The organism is Kitasatospora sp. NPDC058115, assembly GCF_042884635.1.
Taxonomy (GTDB): domain Bacteria; phylum Actinomycetota; class Actinomycetes; order Streptomycetales; family Streptomycetaceae; genus Kitasatospora.
Map to the genome: position 1 here is coordinate 1 of NZ_JBHVTL010000009.1, position 15719 is coordinate 15719.

The window sequence follows — 15719 nt, forward strand, 5'->3', positions numbered from 1 at the left end:
GAGTCCGGCGGGCGCCGCTCGTGCACCGGCGTCGGCCCCGTCCTCCGGCCCCGGCCCGGAGGTCAGACCCGCCCGCGCGCCGGGCCCGGGCCCCGGGCCCGCACGGCGTCCCGGTCGCGAAGGCCGGAGCCGGCCGGCCTTCGCGACCGGGGTCACCCGGGCGAGCCGGTCACCGGCGTCCCGGCCGGTCCGCCGGAACGTCGGTGGGCGTCAGACGGGCGTGCAGCCATGCCGCGAACCGGGTGTGGTCGGCGTGGGTGCTGAGGTCCACCGGTGTGCCGTCGGGGTCCAGCCGGGTCCGTCCGTACGCGTCCACGGCCAGCCGCTGGCGGGTGAAGTCCACGAACGACTCGCCCGCGGCGGCGGACAGGGCCAGCGGGGTGTGCGGAATCGTGCTCGGGTAGTAGCCGCGGTAGTACCGGTCGCACTGCGCGGCCAGCACGGTGGCCCACTCGCACGGCGAGCCCGCGAGGTCCTCGTGCAGTCGGGAGCCCGCCGAGATCGCGATGGCGGGTGCGAACGTCACGTCGTAGGTGACCAGGCGCAGCCGCCGCGCCGCGGCCAGCGCGAGGCGTGCGGCGTCCGGGTCGAGGCGGAAGTTGTACTGCGCCTGCGTCGGGTCGCGGTAGGACAACGCGCCGCCCATCTGCGTCACTTCCAGGCGGTCGGCCAGCTCGGGGCGACCGGTGAGCACGTCGGCGAGGTTCGACATCGGCCCCAGCCCCAGCCACCGTACGGGGCCCCGCGTCCTGCGGCACACGGCCGCCACGGCGGCCGCCGGGTCGTCGTGCTGCGGGGGAACCGCGCCGGGGATGAGGTCCCGCACCCAGAAGTACGGGGTGGCGGAGAGCTCCCGGCCCGCTGTCACCGGTACCTCGGGCCGGCCGAGGAGGTCGAGGAAGTGCCGGGTGAACCGGGCGCGTTCGCCTCCGGTCTCGTCGGTGGTGATGACCAGCGCCAGCTCGGGCAGGTGCCGCGCGGCGACGGCCAGTGCCATCGCGTCGTCGGGTTCCCCGCCGATGTCCGTGTCGATGATCAGCGGGGCGTTCACGGCGCACCCGCCCCGGTGGCCGGTTCGGCATGGGGGAAGTACGTCGCGCGGTGGCCGTGCGGCACGAACTGATTGGTGATCGGCATCCGGCGGTCCGGGCCGAACGCCCGGCGCGACACCCTCGGCCCGGGAGGGGCCTGGCGCCGTTTGAACTCGCCCCGCTCGACCATCTCGATGAGCTGGTCCACCACGGCCGGGGAGGCGCCCCGGGCGACCAGTTCGTCCCGGCTCAGGTCGGCCTCGACGTACCCCGCGAGGATCTCGTCCAGCACCTCGTACGGGGCGGGCAGCAGTTCGGAGTCCACCTGCCCGGGCTGCAGTTCCGGACTCGGCTCCTTCGTTATGGTGCGGTCCGGGATCGGCTCCGGCTCGCCCCGCCGCCGGGCCTGGTCGTTGCGCCAACGGGCCAGCGCCCACACCAGCGTCTTCGGGACGTCCTTCAGCGGCGCGTACCCGCCCACCTGGTCGCCGTAGAGTGTGTTGTGCCCGCAGCTGTACTCCGTCTTGTTCCCCGTGTTCAGCGGCAGCCGGTCCTCCTGGTTGGACACCGCCATGAGGATCATGCCGCGTGCGCGGGCCTGGATGTTCTCCGCCGCGATGCCGTCCAGCCGGAGGACGTCGGGCATCGCGTCCACGATCGGCTGGATGGGCACCGTGCGGAAGTCCAGTCCGACGCGGCGGGCCAGCTCCGCCGCGTCCGCCTTCGAGTGCTCGCTGGAGTAGTCGCCGGGCATCGAGATGCCGGCGACGTTGGCCGCGCCCAGCGCGTCGGCCGCGATCACGGCGACCAGCGCCGAGTCGATTCCGCCGGACAGCGCCACCACGGTGGTGGCGAACCCGTTCTTCCGGGCGTAGTCGCGCGTACCGACGACGAGCGCCCGCCAGATGTCGGGCAGTTCCAGGAGCGGCGCGGCCTCCGGCACGGGGGCCGGTGCGTCCGGGACCGTCGTCGATCGCGGCAGCCGTCGCAGCGGGCCGCCTCCGGCCCCGGCCGCCGACAGCGTCAGCTCGGCGACGAGGAGGTCGTCGGTGAACAGACCGGCCGCCGCGAGGCATTGCCCGCCGGGGTCGACGACCATCGACCCGCCGGCGAACACGACGTCGTCCTGACCGCCGACCATGTTCACCGAGGCCACCGGTGCCCCCGCCGCAGCGGCCAGTCGGGCCAGCGCGGCCTTCCTGGCCGGCCGGCTGCCCACCTGGTAGGGCGCTGCGGACAGGTGCAGGACCAGCCCCGCCCCGGCGGTGGCGAGCGGTTCCGCGTTGCCGTGCAGGTCGTCCCCGACGAGCAGGACGACGTCCACCCCGCGGATCCGGACGGCCGGCAGGTCACTGCCGGGCGCCTTGAGGTAGCGGGCCGCGACCTCTCCGCGGTGGAGCACCGCGGCGGCGCTGCACGGGACGGAGCCCGGCTCGCCCGCGGACAGCGCGGGGTCCGCGGGGTCTGCCGGGTCCAGGTAGCCCACGACGACGGGTGTGTCGCCCAGGCCCTCGGCCTCCAGGTCGCCCGCGAGCCGGGACAGCCCCGCCAGCGAGGCCGAGGTGAACGCGCTGCGCAGGCCGAGGTCCTGGACGGGGCAGCCGGTCAGCATCAGCTCCGGGAAGGCCACCAGGTCGGCGCCTGCCTCCACGGCCTTCCGCGACCACCGGAGGACGGTGGAGCCGTTTCCCGGGATGTCACCGAGAACCGGGTTGCACTGGGCCAGCGCCACTCGAAGAACTGACAAGGTACCTCCTCGTACCGGGGCGTCATGAAGCGGGCGGGGTGAGCCGGGGAGGGGAGCCCGCCGGTGCGGTCCTCCCCGTCCGCGGGCGTCGTCGGCCTGGATCTCCGATCGCCGGCTCCCCCCGTGTACGAGCCGTCCAGGCCGCACGGCGTCAGCTGCCCAAGGGCATTGCGGATATGACGACATGACCACTGGGGCTCAAGTAGGGAGTAAAGCACTCAACTGACCCTTTCGCACCATTTGTTCTGCTTGGGAATGATCTGCCCGAATCCGGCTTGTTCGCCCCGGCACCGCCCTGGCACCTCGGGAGCGCGAGCCCTTCCGCCCGACGCCGGGGCCGGTCCGAAACCCCGTGGACGGGCGGCGATGCCCGAGATCGGGCTGCAGTTGTCGGTGCGCGGCCTCACCGAGGAGGACCTGCCGTCCTGCGGCCGGGCCTGGCTCCCCCGGGCACGTGCGCGAGCTCGTCCGCCGGATCCGCCGCGCCGAGGCGGGCAACCCGCGCGCCGCGCCCTCGACGAACGCCTGGGCTACCGGGCCTTCGGCCGCGACCTCGACTCGACTCCTGGGACGTGGAGGCCGGGGACGGCTCGCTCCAGCGGTACGGGACGATGTGCACGCTGATGCGCAAGGACCTGGCGTGACGCCGGACTTCGCAGGCTCCGTCGCCGGGGCGACGGCCGACCCGGCCGCACTCGACGCCAACGGTCCGCGCGGCGCGACCTGCTCCCCGCCCGGCGCCGCGAACCCGGCGTCGATCCGCTGCCCGCAGGCCGTCCCGGCGAGCACGGTCGGATTCGCGGACGTCCGGGACATGGGGTGGGGCCGGGCCACGTCGTGGTGGCCCGGCCCCGGGTGGTGCGGGTGGTGCGGGTGGTGCGGGTGGTACGAGTCAGCAGCTGATGGTGGTGTCACCGGTGTCGGCGGCGCAGGTGTCGGAGCCCAGGCCGCCGTTGGCGGTGTCGCCTCCGATGCCGTCCTGGACGTCGATGCTGTCGTTGCCGAGGCCGCCGCTCATGGTGTCGGTACCGTCGTGGTCGACCAGGACGTCGTTGCCGTTCTGGCCGTCGAGGTCGTCGTTGCCGGGGCCGCCGTAGATGTGGTCGTTGCCGTTGTCGAACAGGGACAGCACCACGTCGAGGAGGGTCTCGCCCCTGTTGGTGTCGTTGCCGGCCTCGCCGTAGAGGTAGTCGTCGCCGTTGCCGCCGCCCAGGGCGTCGTCGCCGGCACCGCCCCACAGGACGTCGTTGCCGGGGCCGCCGTCGATGGTGTCGTCGCCGCCTCCGGCGTAGACGGTGTCGTTGCCGCTGCCCGCGTTGATGGTGTCGTTGCCGCCCAGGCCGCAGATGACGTCGGCGCCGCTGGTGCCGTTGAGGGTGTCGTTGCCGTTGGTGCCGACGATCGTGCACCCCAGCGCGTTGTCGACGGTCGTGCTCTGCGCGGCGCTGTCGTTGCCCGGCACGGGGTCGGGTTGGGTGGCGTCGGCCGCGGCGGTGGCGGTGACCGTACCGGTGGCGCTCGGCGACAGGGTCAGGGTGACGGTCGCGCTCGCGCCGGACGCCAGGCTGCCCAGGGTGCAGGAGACGGTCGGGGCGGTGATGCTGCACGAGCCCTGGGACGGCACGGCGGAGACGATCCCGGCCGGGGCCCCGGACAGGGTGACGGAGGCCGTGGTGCCCGTGGCGTCGGCAGGCCCGTTGTCGGTCACCGTCACCGTGTCGGTGAAGGTGGCGCCGAGCGGGGTCGGATCGGCCGAATCGGTCACCGAGACCGCCAGATCAGCACCGGGGTCGACGTAGGTGTACTGGTCGGCGGCGGACACCGGGCTGGTGCCGGCCGGGGTGGTGACGGTGACGTCGACCGTGCCGGGCGCGTGGGCGGGAACGGTCGCGGTGACGGTGCGGTCGTTGATGACGGTGACGGCGGTGGCCGGGGTGCCGCCGAACTTCACGGCGCGGGCACCGGCCAGTCCGGTGCCGGTGATCGTGACGGTCCCGCCGCCGGAGGGCGGGCCCTGGTTCGGGCTGACCGCGGTCACGGCGACCGGCACGGGGGTCACGGCGATCCCGAACGGAGCGCTGCCGACGGGGACGGTGCCGGTGACGGTGTTGGTGGCCGTGTCGACCACCGAGACGGTGTTGGAGCCGTCGTTGACGACGTAGAGGTTGCTGCTGGCCCCGTCGGCCGCGACACCGACGGGCGCGCTTCCGACCGGGATGGTGCCGGTGACGGAGTTGGTGGCGGTGTCGATCACCGAGACGCTGCCGGCGTTGGCGTTCGTCACGTAGACGTGGGCGCCGTCGGGGTTGATCGCGATCCCCTCCGGCCCCCCGATGCCGCTGATGATGGTGCTGATGGTGTTGGTGGCGGTGTCGATGACCGACACGGTGTTGCTGTTGAAGTTGCCCGCGTAGGCGTGGGCGCCGTCCGGGGTGACGGCCACCGCGGCGGGCGTGGAGGCGCTGGGGTTCTGGATGGTCGCGACGACGGTGCTGGTCGCGGTGTCGACGACCGAGACCGAGCTGCCGACGAAGTTGGCCACGAAGGCCTTGGCACCGTCGGGCGCGAAGGCGATGCTGAAGGGCTGGCTGCCGGTGGCGAAGCTGGTGACGACAGTGTTGGTGGCGACGTCGATCACGCTGATGCCGCCGATGCCGGTGGCGATGTTGTTGCCCACGTAGACCAGGGAGCCGTCCGGCGAGACCGCCACCGGACCGGGGATCGCGCCGACCGGGACGGTCGCGACGACCGTGTTGGTGGCGGTGTCGATCACCGAGACGTTGTTGCTCCCGTTGTTGGCGACGTAGACGCGGGAGGCGTCGGGGGACTCCGCCACCCCTTCCGGGAACCGCCCGACCGGAATGGTGGCGGTCACCGTGTTGGTGGCGATGTCGATGACCGAGACCGAATTGCCGCGCAGGTTGGTGACGTAGGCCATCCGGCCCCCGGCACTCGCCTGGGCGGGCGCGGCGGCCAGCGTGACCACGCCGACCAGCACCAGGAGGGCGGAGCTCAGCAGGGCGATCAGCGAACGGCGCCGGGAGCGGCGCATCGGACGCGGATACCGGGTTCCGAGACGAACACGGGAAGACGACATTGCCTCTCCTTCCGGTCCGCACCACACCGGCGGGAGCCGACGGGCCCCCGAGAACCGACAGCGGCGCGGTCGCACAGGGACGGATCCCGTCACCGGCGGCAACACCACCGCCGATGCCCGCCCCACCCACCGCCGCGGCCCGGCCCGGACTGCGGCAACAGGCGACTTGCACGACCCCCGGTACCGGGCGCGGTGAAGTCCCTGAAATGCTCTCAGGCGGTTTACCTCCACCACAGGGAATGTTCGATTCGGACCGAATATGGCGATCAATGAGTTCCTCTTACCGGGTACTGATCGCCGGCGGGACGTGCTTCCCACCGCCGGATCCCCGCCGGCTCTCCGGCGAGGATCCGGCGGTCGGAGGAACCTCAGTGCCAGTTGGTGCAGACCCCGTACTCGATGCAGGCACGCGCCTTACCCGAGCCGTCGACCATGTTGCCGTACCCGGTGGCGCCGGTCGTGCGCCACCACTGGTACCAGTTGTCCTCGCTCTGCGCCCAGAACCACTGCCCGGCCGAGGTGCCGGAGATCCGGGCCCAGTTCGCCCTGCACGACGCGCTGTAGCGGAGTTCGATCGTGCCCCTCGACGAGGCCACCGATTCCACCGTGTAGGCGTCCGTGTTGCAGCCCGCGTCCACCGGGTCCAACCCGAAGCAGGAGAGCCCGGAGCAGCTGGCCGTGACCCGGGGCGTGGCGGCGGAGGCCGTCGGGGCGGCGGACGCGGTCGGGGCGGCGAACCCGGTCAGTGCCGTCGCGGCTGCCGCGAGACCGAGCAGGACGGTGGTCGTGCGATGCGTGCGGTGCGTGCGCTTCACTCGGGTTTCCTTCCGTGAGGAGAGGTGATCGTGGTGGTGGTTCAGTTCCAGGCGGTGCAGTTGATGTTGCTGCCCCACTGCGGGTTGCCCCACGGGTCGCCCACCGCGAACGAGACGCCGCACGCCCGCACCCAGTAGCCCGGCCCGTCGTAGGACTCGGGGGTCTGCAGGTGGAGCCGTCCGCCGACGGCGACGAGGTTCTTGGCCTGCCACGGCCAGTGCCCGTTGCCCGCGGTCTGGGACACGTCCAGGTAGACCGCGTCGTTGTAGTAGTTCAGGTAGGCCTCCGCGTACGCCCGGTCGTGGCCGTCGGAGCCGCTGTACACGTGCATGCGCACGTCGTTCACCTCCCCGCCCGCATACGGCGTCCAGTGCACCCACGGAGTGACCCACGCCGAGGTCAGGCCCTGCTGCTCGGCACCGGAGCGCAGCCGCTCGGCGGCCTCGGGGGAGATCTCCTGCACCGCGCCGACCACGTGGTGGCGGCCGGGGTGCGCGGCCTCCTCGGCCGGCGCCGCGTGGGCCGCCCCCGCCGTGGGCAGCGCCAGCAGCACCGCTGCCGCCAGGACGGCGGACAACCGCTTCACCGCCGACGCCGGTGGGCGTGCGGGCGTCGCGGTACGGACGTTGGCGTGTGGCATGGCTGTCTCCTGCTCGGTGTGGAAACGGAGGGACGTCCCGGCGTTCCGGGCGCCGTGGGGTCTTCGACGGCGTTGCGCCGCACTGCGCGGGAGCGGCGGACGCGGGCCCTGCGGGTGCGGGCCCTGCGGGTGCGGGCCCTGCGGGTGCGCTGCCGTCGGGGCGTGGAACCGTCGGAGCGCGGTCGTGCCGGCGCCGAGGGCGGCCGTTCCTCGCTCTCGGGCTTCGGCACGCTTCGAGCTTTCACGGTCCGCCGGTTGTTGCGCAGCCCTCCCCGCCGGACGAAACAAAAGGCTGCTCCGCTGGTCGGAAGGACCGCTGGAACGAGACAGGCTGATGAGAAGCCGTTGCAACGGGCTCCCCCGGCCCTTAGGTTGACGCGGTCCGGTGGTGCAGCCGACGGGGGGAGGACACGGGATGGGGCGTCAGGAGGGTCCGCTGGACCCGGCCGACGGGCCGGTTCAGCGCTTCGCGTCGGAGCTGCGCGAGCTGCGCCGGGAGGCGGGGAACCTCACCTACCGGGTCATGGCCGACCGCACCCGGTACTCGGTGGCGACGCTGTCGCGGGCGGCGGGCGGGCAGCAACTCCCCTCGCTGCCGGTGGTACTGGCCTACGCGGAGGCCTGCGGCGGCGATCCCGCACAGTGGGAGCGGCGCTGGCACACCGTCGTGCGGGAGACGGCGGCCGGGGACGGCGGCGACGCCGCTGCGCCCTACCGGGGCCTGGCCCGCTTCGAACCCGGTGACCGGGAGCGGTTCTTCGGCCGCGACCGGCTCGTCGCCGACCTGCTGGCCCTGGTGGACTCCCACCGCCTGGTCGCCGTCGTGGGCGCCTCGGGCAGCGGCAAGTCCTCCCTGCTGCGCGCCGGACTGATCCCGGCGCTCCGGGATCGTGGCGGGGCGGGCGCGGGCCCGGCCGCCATCCGGATCCTCACGCCGGGCCCGCGGCCCGCCACCGACAACGCCGCGCCGATGGCGCCGGGGGACGGTCGGGGCGACACGGTGCTCGTGGTGGACCAGTTCGAGGAGGCCTTCACGCTGTGCACCGACCCGGCGGAACGCGCCGCCTTCATCCGCCGGCTGGTGGCGGCGTGCGCGCCGGACAGCCGATTACGGGTGGTTCTGGCGGTGCGGGCCGACTTCTTCGGCCGCTGCGCGGAGCACGCCGACCTGGCCCTCGTCCTGCGGAACGCCACGCTGCTGGTCGGGCCGATGGGCCCGGCCGAACTGCGGGAGGCGATCGTCAGGCCGGCCGCCGGCGCGGGCCTGATCGTCGAGCGCGCCCTCACCTCCCGGATCGTCGAGGAGATCGACGGCGAACCGGGCGGACTCCCCCTGCTGTCGCACGCCCTGCTGGAGACCTGGCGCCGCCGCAAGGGCAGGGCACTCACCGAAGCCGCCTACGAGGCCGCCGGCGGCGTGCGGGGCGCCATCGCCCGCACCGCCGAACAGGCCTACAACGGCCTGACGCCGCAGCAGGCCGCCACCGCCCGGCGCATCCTGCTGCGCCTGGTCACCCCGGGCGACGGCACTCAGGACACCGGCCGCCCCGCCCACCGCACCGAACTGGCGTCCCTCGGCACCGGGGACGCCGACACCGGCACCGCAGCGGTTCTGGAGGCCCTGGCCCGCGCCCGGCTGATCACCCTGGACGGCGACACCGTCCACCTCGCCCACGAAGCCCTGATCAGCTGCTGGCCGCGCCTGAACACGTGGATCGACGACGCCCGCGACCGGCTGCGCCGGCACCGGCACCTCACCGAGGCCGCCAGGGCCTGGGAGGAACTGGACCAGGACCCCGGAGCGCTCTACCGCGGCACCCGCCTGGCAGCGGCCGAGTCGGCGTTCACCGGCGCCGGTCACCGCGAGGACCTCACCCCGCTGGAGTCCCGCTTCCTCACCGCCGCCCTCACCGCCCGCGACCAGGAGAACCGCAGGACCGCGCGCTCCGCCCGGCGGCTGCGAACCCTGCTCGCCACGCTGTCCGCCCTGGTCGTGCTCGCCATGCTGGCCGGGGTGGTCGCGTGGCAGCAGCACCTGACCGGTGAACGCCGCCGCACGGAGGCCGCCGCCCGCCGGGCCGCCGCGGTGGCGGACGGCATGCGCTCCTCCGACCCGCTCACGGCGATGCGGCTGAGCCTCGCCGCGTGGAGGACCGCCGACCTCCCCGAGTCACGGTCCGCCCTGCTCGGCGCCACCGTCCAGGCGGACCAGGACGTCTTCACCGATCCGCCCTCCGACAAGGCCGTCCCGCAGACGCACTTCCTCAGCGGTGACGGGCGCACGCTGGTCGGTGTCGGCCGCGACGAGGTGGTGCGGTGGGACGTCGACACGCACCGGCGGGTGGCGTCGCTGCCCGGGCTGAAGGACGAGGCCGGGAACGTGGAGGACATGAGCGCCGACACCCGGGCAATCGCCGGATTCGATCACAGTTTTGTGAACGTGTGGGATGTGCCTCCGGAACGCTCCCGCATCATCCCGGCCGGCCCACTGCCGGTGACACCGTTCCCTCCCGAACCTGACCTGATCAAGACCGCAGCCCGGTTCGGCCCGAGCGGACGGACCCTGCTCCTCTATGCCAACGCCGGCTCCGACCATGTGATCCAGGTCCGGGATCTCACCGACGGCCGGCTGCTGTTCGAACGACGCACCAAAGGTGGTGAGCGCAGGCCGGTCGGCCCCGACGAGCTGCGCGGCGTGCCGGAAGTCAAGCAGCGGCGGATGTGGGTGGAGGGCCGCTGGGACTTCTATCCCTACCCTGATGCCTCCCTCAGTCCGGACGATCGCTTGGTGGCACTGTGCCTTCCGGGTGAGCGGGTCCAGGTGTGGAACGTGCCCGAGCAGCGCCAGGTCCCCGCCCCCTGGGCTCCCGTCGTCAGCGCGCAGCAGTGCCTCGAAGAGGCGGTCGGGTTCGCGCAGGACGGCCGCCGGTTGGCAGTCGTCGACAGCGAGGGAGTCCGGATCTGGGACATGGCCTCGGGCACGGAACTCCCGCGGATCGAGCATGCCGGCATCAGGGAGACGGCGTTCAGCGCGGACGGAACGCTGATGGCGGCCTCGGACGGCAAGGAGGTACTGCTGTGGCGCCTCGACACACCGTCCGCGCCACTGCTGCGGCATCCGCTCGCCAACACCGACGTCGGCCAGCTCAGGCTGGATCCGGCCGCACACCGGATCCGTTACCTGGAGGGTACGACCGGAGCCGTCGTCCGCACCATCGACCTCACCAACGTCCTCACCCCGCCCTGGACCACCCGACCGATCGCAGTCGCCGCGTTCAGTCCCGACGGCAGCACGCTCGCCACGCTGTCCCCGCCCGAAGGTGACGCCGTGTACCGCTTCCAGCTGCGCGATGTCCGCGGGGCCGGGCACGTCGTCGACCTTCCCGGCATCTCCTGCACCTCGAAGCGCCAGGTCCCTCTGCCCTGTACGGTCCTCGCGGCGTTCCGTCCCGACGGGGGCGCATTCGCCTACAGCGTCTCCGACCCCTTGCGGACGGGTTTGGACGCAGCCCCGCTGTCCATCTGGGACGTTTCCACCGGCTCCGTGACCGCGACGCTGAACTTGAACGTGAATGCCACCGGTGAGGCGTTCCCGGGGGGCCCCTTCAACGGGATCGCCTTCACGCCGGACGGACGATCGCTTCTGGTGTCACGGACGCCGTGGGGTGAGGAGGTGGAGGTCTGGGACGTGTCCCAGCACGCCAGGACGCGGGTGATCTCCGGGGTCGGCGGGGAACACCTCGCCGTCCGGCCGGACGGGCAGCTCCTCGTCACCTCGCACAACCAACTCACCGGCCTGCCATCAGACCCGGCGAATCCCCGTACGCTCACCCAGAACACGACCCACACCGTGGCGTTCAGCCCGGACGGCACGTATCTGGCCACCGGCGACGAAGCCGGCCGCGTCACCCTCTGGGACGGCAACGCCGAGCGGAACCTGGGCGTGCTGCCCGGCACCTTCCGCCCCAACACGGCAGGGGTGTTCGACCCCATCTCCGCACTCGCCTTCTCCCACGACGGCCGCACCCTGGCAGCCGCGGGCGCCGACGGCACGCTGCGGATGTGGGACCTCGGATCCCGCCAACCACTCGGCCCCGCCCTCCCCGCGCCGGGGGGCGCCATCCTCTCCCTGGCCTTCAGCGCCGACGACCGCACCCTGCGCGCGGCGACCGAGCACGTACCGGTGCACGAGACCACGGTCGCCCCGGAACAGGAAGCCGCCGACATCTGCACACGAGCCGGAGGCGGCCTGACGCGGGCCGACTGGAAGACCTACCTCCCCGAGGTGCCCTACCGAGAGCTCTGCTGACCCCGACGACGCGATCGATTCCATGCGGCCCCTCGCCGTGTGTCCGTCCCGGCCGTACGACAATCGCAGCCTGGACTGGTCACAACGCGAACGGCCGGTGGGCGAGCGCCAGTTCGACCACCTCGGCCGCTGTCGGCTCCGGCCCGTCCGGCCAGTGGACCAGGTCGCTGACACAGCCACTCGGACAGCCGAGGCCCCTGTCCAGCGCCTCCAACGTGCGGTCGATCTCGGCGTCATCGGCACAGTCCCCATCCATGATCCTCTGCACCAGCGCAACGGCCGACTCACGAGTCATCACTGCTCCAGCCACCCCCTCCAGACCGAGGAGAGCCTAGCGAGCCACCTGATCGACCGGACAAGGCCCCGGGGACGCGGGCGCACACGCGGATGGGACGGCCGTTCACTTGAACGGGCCGGTGCAACTGTGCACCGGACGGCCGAACGGCCCGGACGCGGAGCGGGCGCGGCGGTCCCCCGGGCCCTTGTCGGCCGGTCGGCATCCCTCATGGCCGACGAAGAGCTTCCCGCCGCGCGGGCCGGCGGCGAGGTGCGGGCAGGACATCCCCCTGGGCACCGCCTACAACCCGTGGACGCCGTTCGAGGGCTCCCCCCCCCCCCCCGCTTCACCCGGCTCGACGACCGGCCGCCCTCGGGCGGGGCTCCTGTCGTTTCCTCCCCACCCCTCCGGGCAGACGCCGCGGCATGGACCAGTCCCAGGCACCGGTACCCGGGGCCCTCGCGGCCTTCCACGCCGATCCGCTGCCCGTGTTCACGCCGCCCGGTCCCAAGCAGGACCGCGGCACCGGCCCCCGCCTGCGGCGTCCTCCAGCGCGCGCAGAGCTCGTGGTCGGCCGGGACGCGCACAAGTCCGTGGCCCCAGCGAGGCGATCATCATGACGAACCCCACCCGGCCGGCCGGGCGACCGGATCCCGGCGCCGGAGCCGCTACGGAGGAGGCCGGCGTACTGGCCCGGCAGGTCACCGCGGCGCTGACGGCCACCGGGCACACCGTGGCCGTTGCCGAGTCACTGACCGCGGGACGACTCGCGGCCGCGCTGGCCGAGGTGCCCGGCGCGGGGCAGGCGTTCCTCGGCGGGATCGTCGCCTACGCCACCGAGACCAAGGAAACCCTGCTCGGTGTCGACGCCGCGCTCCTCGCCGACGCCGGCCCCGTGCACCCCCGGGTGGCCGTCCGCATGGCCGAAGGGGTCCGGGCATCCGTGGGCGCGACCTACGGCCTCGCCACCACCGGGGTGGCCGGGCCCGCTTCGCAGGACGGACACGAGCCCGGCACGGTGTTCGTCGCCGTGGCCGGGCCGAGCGGCAGCCGGACAGCGTCCCCGCCCCTGTCCGGCTCCGGCCCGCAGGCCGTCCAGGCCGGCACGGTGCGGGCAGCGCTGCGGTTGCTCCGCGACTCACTTCGGCCGGACCCGTGACCGTCTCGCCCGCCGGTCCGCCCGCCGGCCCGCCCGACCTTCCGAGCGCCGCGGCAAGGAGCGTGCGAAATGACCCCGCCCCGCTTCCTCGGTGACGTCCCTCGTCGTCCCCCGACGTGCGCCGGGGACGGCTACCTGCGCGACCGCTCGGGCACCGGCGTCCCCGCCGGGGGCGTCCGCGGTCGGCCCGCCCGGGCGGCCGGCGGGCTCAGTGCAGGGCGCTGACGGCGCGAGCGATGACGAGGAGTGAGGTGACCAGCGCCGCGATGCTCTCGACGCTCATCAGGAGCTTCGCGCGGGTGGTGAGCGGCATGGTGTCGGTCGGACTGAACGCGGTCGAGTTGGTCACCGACACGTACAGGTAGTCGACCAGTGCGGGGCTCCAGTCGCTGGAGCGGCTGGACCCGTCGGCGACCTCCTCGACGGCGTCGTGGTTCTCGTCCTGGGAGAAGCGGAAGTCCGCGAGCGGCAGCTCGGAGCGGGGCGCTTGGGTCCGGACCACGGGTCCGCCCCGGTCCAGCTCCCAGAAGGCGAGGCCGAAGACGATGATGTCGGTCGCCCACACCTGGAGGGCCGCCAGCAGCAGCGGGCCGCCTTCCTTCACCTCGGTGGAGACCAGGGCCCGGACCAGCAGGCCGAGCACGATGAGGTTGCTGATGCCGATGACGGCGACCAGCGCCAGCGACACGGCCCGGGAGAAGCGGTTCTGCCGGGTGAGGCGGCGCGGGTTGACCGCGATCAGCGGGACCAGCAGCAGGACTTCCAGCGCGGGCAGGACGAAGCGCGGGCCGACGAGGAGGCTCTCGGGCAGCGCGAGGTAGAGCAGCGCGGCGACCAGGGTGGCGATCACTCCGGGCAACCGGGCCTCGCCCCGGCGCTCGTGCCGGGGATGCCGCGCGGGCAGGCCCGGTCGCGGCGTCTCCGCATGGTTCGGGGTCATCGTTCCACTGCCTCCGATCAGAACCGCGAACGTGTGGCGGAGCCCGGCGCGGAACGCGGAACGACACGGCGGGGCTCCACCGGCGCCCGGTGCAGCCCCGTGCCGGGAGCGGCTACCAGCGGTACCAGCGGCTGCGGCTGCCGGCGGCGCCGGTGCCCCGGGCGATGAAGCCGATCAGCCACACGACGAAGACGAAGATCGCCGCCCACCAGAGGACCTTCACCGCGAAGCCCAGGCCGAAGAGCAGCAGGGCGACCAGCAGGACCAGGAGAAGCGGGACCACGGTTGTTCCTCCTTCGTGTCGGGTTCGCCGTTCGTCTGCCCGGCCGGGCCGGTTGCATGCGCGCTCGGCACGCCGGGGACTCCTCGGACTCCTCCCCCGGGCCCCGGACCGCGCCGGACACGGTGGAGCGGCGGGTACCGGCCGGGCCCCTGCTGCTCTCCCACGGGGGCGCGAGGGACATCGCCCTGGCGGGCGGGCGGATCGTCGGCGCGCGAGGCCGGGCCGAGGACCGGGTGAACCGGAGCCGACCACTGCCCGGACCGGCCCACCACCCCCCGACGGCCGGCCCTACCCCGCGCCCTGCAGACCCTCGACCCGCGCGTGCAGGGCCCGATCGCCGGAGACTGATCGTCTTCCTCCCCGGTCAACCGCCGTGTCCGGAGGGCCCGTGGTCGTCCGCGTCGTGCTCGTCCGAGGTGTTCCGCGTGGCCGGTCGCGGGCCGGGGCCGTACCGGGGAGGGTAGGCGGGCTTTCTCCTCCGGGCCTGTCGGCGGCTGCCCCAGACGAATGCGCCGATGAGGACGGCCACGATCAGCACCGCCGGAATCACGAGCGCGCCGCCCGCGAGGGGCGCCGCGATCTGGACCACTGAACCGGGCATGGGCGAACTTCCCTTCTGAATCCTTCTGAGCTTCTGATCGGGGTTCTGCAGGGTCTGTGTCGAGCCGGCGGCGGAGCGCCGAACATCCTCACGAGGAACCACCGTCCGCACCAGCACCGCCGCCGCCCCGGCCCGGTGATGGCGGGGCCACCACCGGGCCGAGCACGAGCGCGACCGACCCCACGTCCTCCGGGCGTCTATCCGGCCCGGCCGAACCCATTCGCCCGGATCCGCGATCATTCTGAGGGGAGCGAGTGCCCGGGCCGACGGCCATGGAGCTGGGATCACGAGGGTGAACAGGTTCGCGGGACCCTGAAGCCGACGACGGCCCGCGCCGGTGGACGAAGGGCGGGCCCGATGGGCGGCCCGCGGGGGGGGTGCGCGGACAGCCGAGCGGCTCCCCCTTCGGAGGAAGGGGGAGCCGCTGCGGGCCCGCCGAGGAGACGGATGCTCAGGCGTGGCGGCGCGAGCTGCCTCCGGTGACCAGCCGGTAGACGACGAGGATGATGACCGAGCCGACAATGGCGGCGACCCAGGTGGAGAGGTCGAAGAAGCCGTCGATGGAGTCGACGCCGAAGATGACCTTGCCGAGCCAGCCGCCCAGCAGGCCGCCGGCGATCCCGAGAAGGATCGTGACGATGACGCCCCCCGGGTCCTTGCCCGGCATCAGGGCCTTGGCGATGAGGCCCGCGAACAGTCCGATCAGGATCCAGGCGACGATACCCATGTGCTTCTCCTACCTCGATGAATACGGCCGATGCCAGCGCTCGTCTTCACCGTCCCGCCACTTCCAAACCTGTGTGTGCCGACCACGAGCGC

General features: G+C 73.3%; 12 protein-coding genes. 2 read left to right on the forward strand and 10 right to left on the reverse strand.

Translation table 11 applies throughout. The features are described from left to right. Nucleotides 1-169: 169 nt before the first annotated feature. From ACFVVL_RS11655 to ACFVVL_RS11675, 5 genes are all read right to left on the reverse strand, one after another. Nucleotides 170-1051 (reverse strand): nucleoside hydrolase, encoded by an 882-nt coding sequence (locus tag ACFVVL_RS11655; RefSeq protein ID WP_387673581.1) that lies wholly within the window; start codon nucleotides 1049-1051, stop codon nucleotides 170-172. Continuing rightward, a complete protein-coding gene (gene nadE / locus ACFVVL_RS11660) occupies nucleotides 1048-2778 on the reverse strand; it encodes an NAD(+) synthase (RefSeq protein WP_387673584.1) in 1731 nt (576 codons plus the stop codon). Before nadE ends, ACFVVL_RS11655 begins: the two co-directional genes overlap by 4 nt. An 892-nt stretch (nucleotides 2779-3670) precedes the next feature. After that, on the reverse strand, nucleotides 3671-5830 hold the full coding sequence (locus ACFVVL_RS11665; RefSeq protein WP_387673587.1) for an IPT/TIG domain-containing protein: 2160 nt from the start codon (nucleotides 5828-5830) through the stop codon (nucleotides 3671-3673). A gap of 413 nt (nucleotides 5831-6243) precedes the next feature. Continuing rightward, nucleotides 6244-6690, reverse strand: coding sequence for a DUF2690 domain-containing protein (locus ACFVVL_RS11670; protein ID WP_387673590.1), 447 nt, complete (start codon nucleotides 6688-6690; stop codon nucleotides 6244-6246). Nucleotides 6691-6731: 41 nt separating this feature from the next. Further along, on the reverse strand, nucleotides 6732-7331 hold the full coding sequence (locus ACFVVL_RS11675) for a hypothetical protein (protein WP_380294172.1): 600 nt from the start codon (nucleotides 7329-7331) through the stop codon (nucleotides 6732-6734). 415 nt (nucleotides 7332-7746) lie between these two features. Between ACFVVL_RS11675 and ACFVVL_RS11680 the strand changes: the two genes are divergently transcribed. Continuing rightward, entirely contained in the window at nucleotides 7747-11640 is a 3894-nt protein-coding gene (locus ACFVVL_RS11680; protein ID WP_387673593.1) for a helix-turn-helix domain-containing protein, read from the forward strand. Nucleotides 11641-11719: 79 nt separating this feature from the next. Here ACFVVL_RS11680 and ACFVVL_RS11685 read toward each other — a convergent pair whose 3' ends face one another. Next, nucleotides 11720-11896, reverse strand: coding sequence for an e9imm peptide (locus ACFVVL_RS11685; protein WP_387673596.1), 177 nt, complete (start codon nucleotides 11894-11896; stop codon nucleotides 11720-11722). A gap of 637 nt (nucleotides 11897-12533) precedes the next feature. Between ACFVVL_RS11685 and ACFVVL_RS11690 the strand changes: the two genes are divergently transcribed. Next, entirely contained in the window at nucleotides 12534-13076 is a 543-nt protein-coding gene (locus tag ACFVVL_RS11690; RefSeq protein WP_380294175.1) for a CinA family protein, read from the forward strand. A gap of 208 nt (nucleotides 13077-13284) precedes the next feature. Here the strand turns inward: ACFVVL_RS11690 and ACFVVL_RS11695 are convergent, their stop codons facing one another. From ACFVVL_RS11695 to ACFVVL_RS11710, 4 genes are all read right to left on the reverse strand, one after another. Next, entirely contained in the window at nucleotides 13285-14016 is a 732-nt protein-coding gene (locus ACFVVL_RS11695) for a hypothetical protein (protein WP_380294176.1), read from the reverse strand. Between the two features lie 112 nt (nucleotides 14017-14128). Continuing rightward, on the reverse strand, nucleotides 14129-14299 hold the full coding sequence (locus ACFVVL_RS11700; protein ID WP_387673599.1) for a hydrophobic protein: 171 nt from the start codon (nucleotides 14297-14299) through the stop codon (nucleotides 14129-14131). A 364-nt stretch (nucleotides 14300-14663) separates the two neighbouring features. Beyond that, a complete protein-coding gene (locus ACFVVL_RS11705; protein ID WP_387673602.1) occupies nucleotides 14664-15140 on the reverse strand; it encodes a DUF6479 family protein in 477 nt (158 codons plus the stop codon). A 211-nt stretch (nucleotides 15141-15351) separates the two neighbouring features. Beyond that, nucleotides 15352-15627: a GlsB/YeaQ/YmgE family stress response membrane protein gene (locus tag ACFVVL_RS11710; protein WP_387673605.1), complete on the reverse strand. Its 276-nt coding sequence runs from the start codon at nucleotides 15625-15627 to the stop codon at nucleotides 15352-15354. Nucleotides 15628-15719 lie beyond the last annotated feature (92 nt).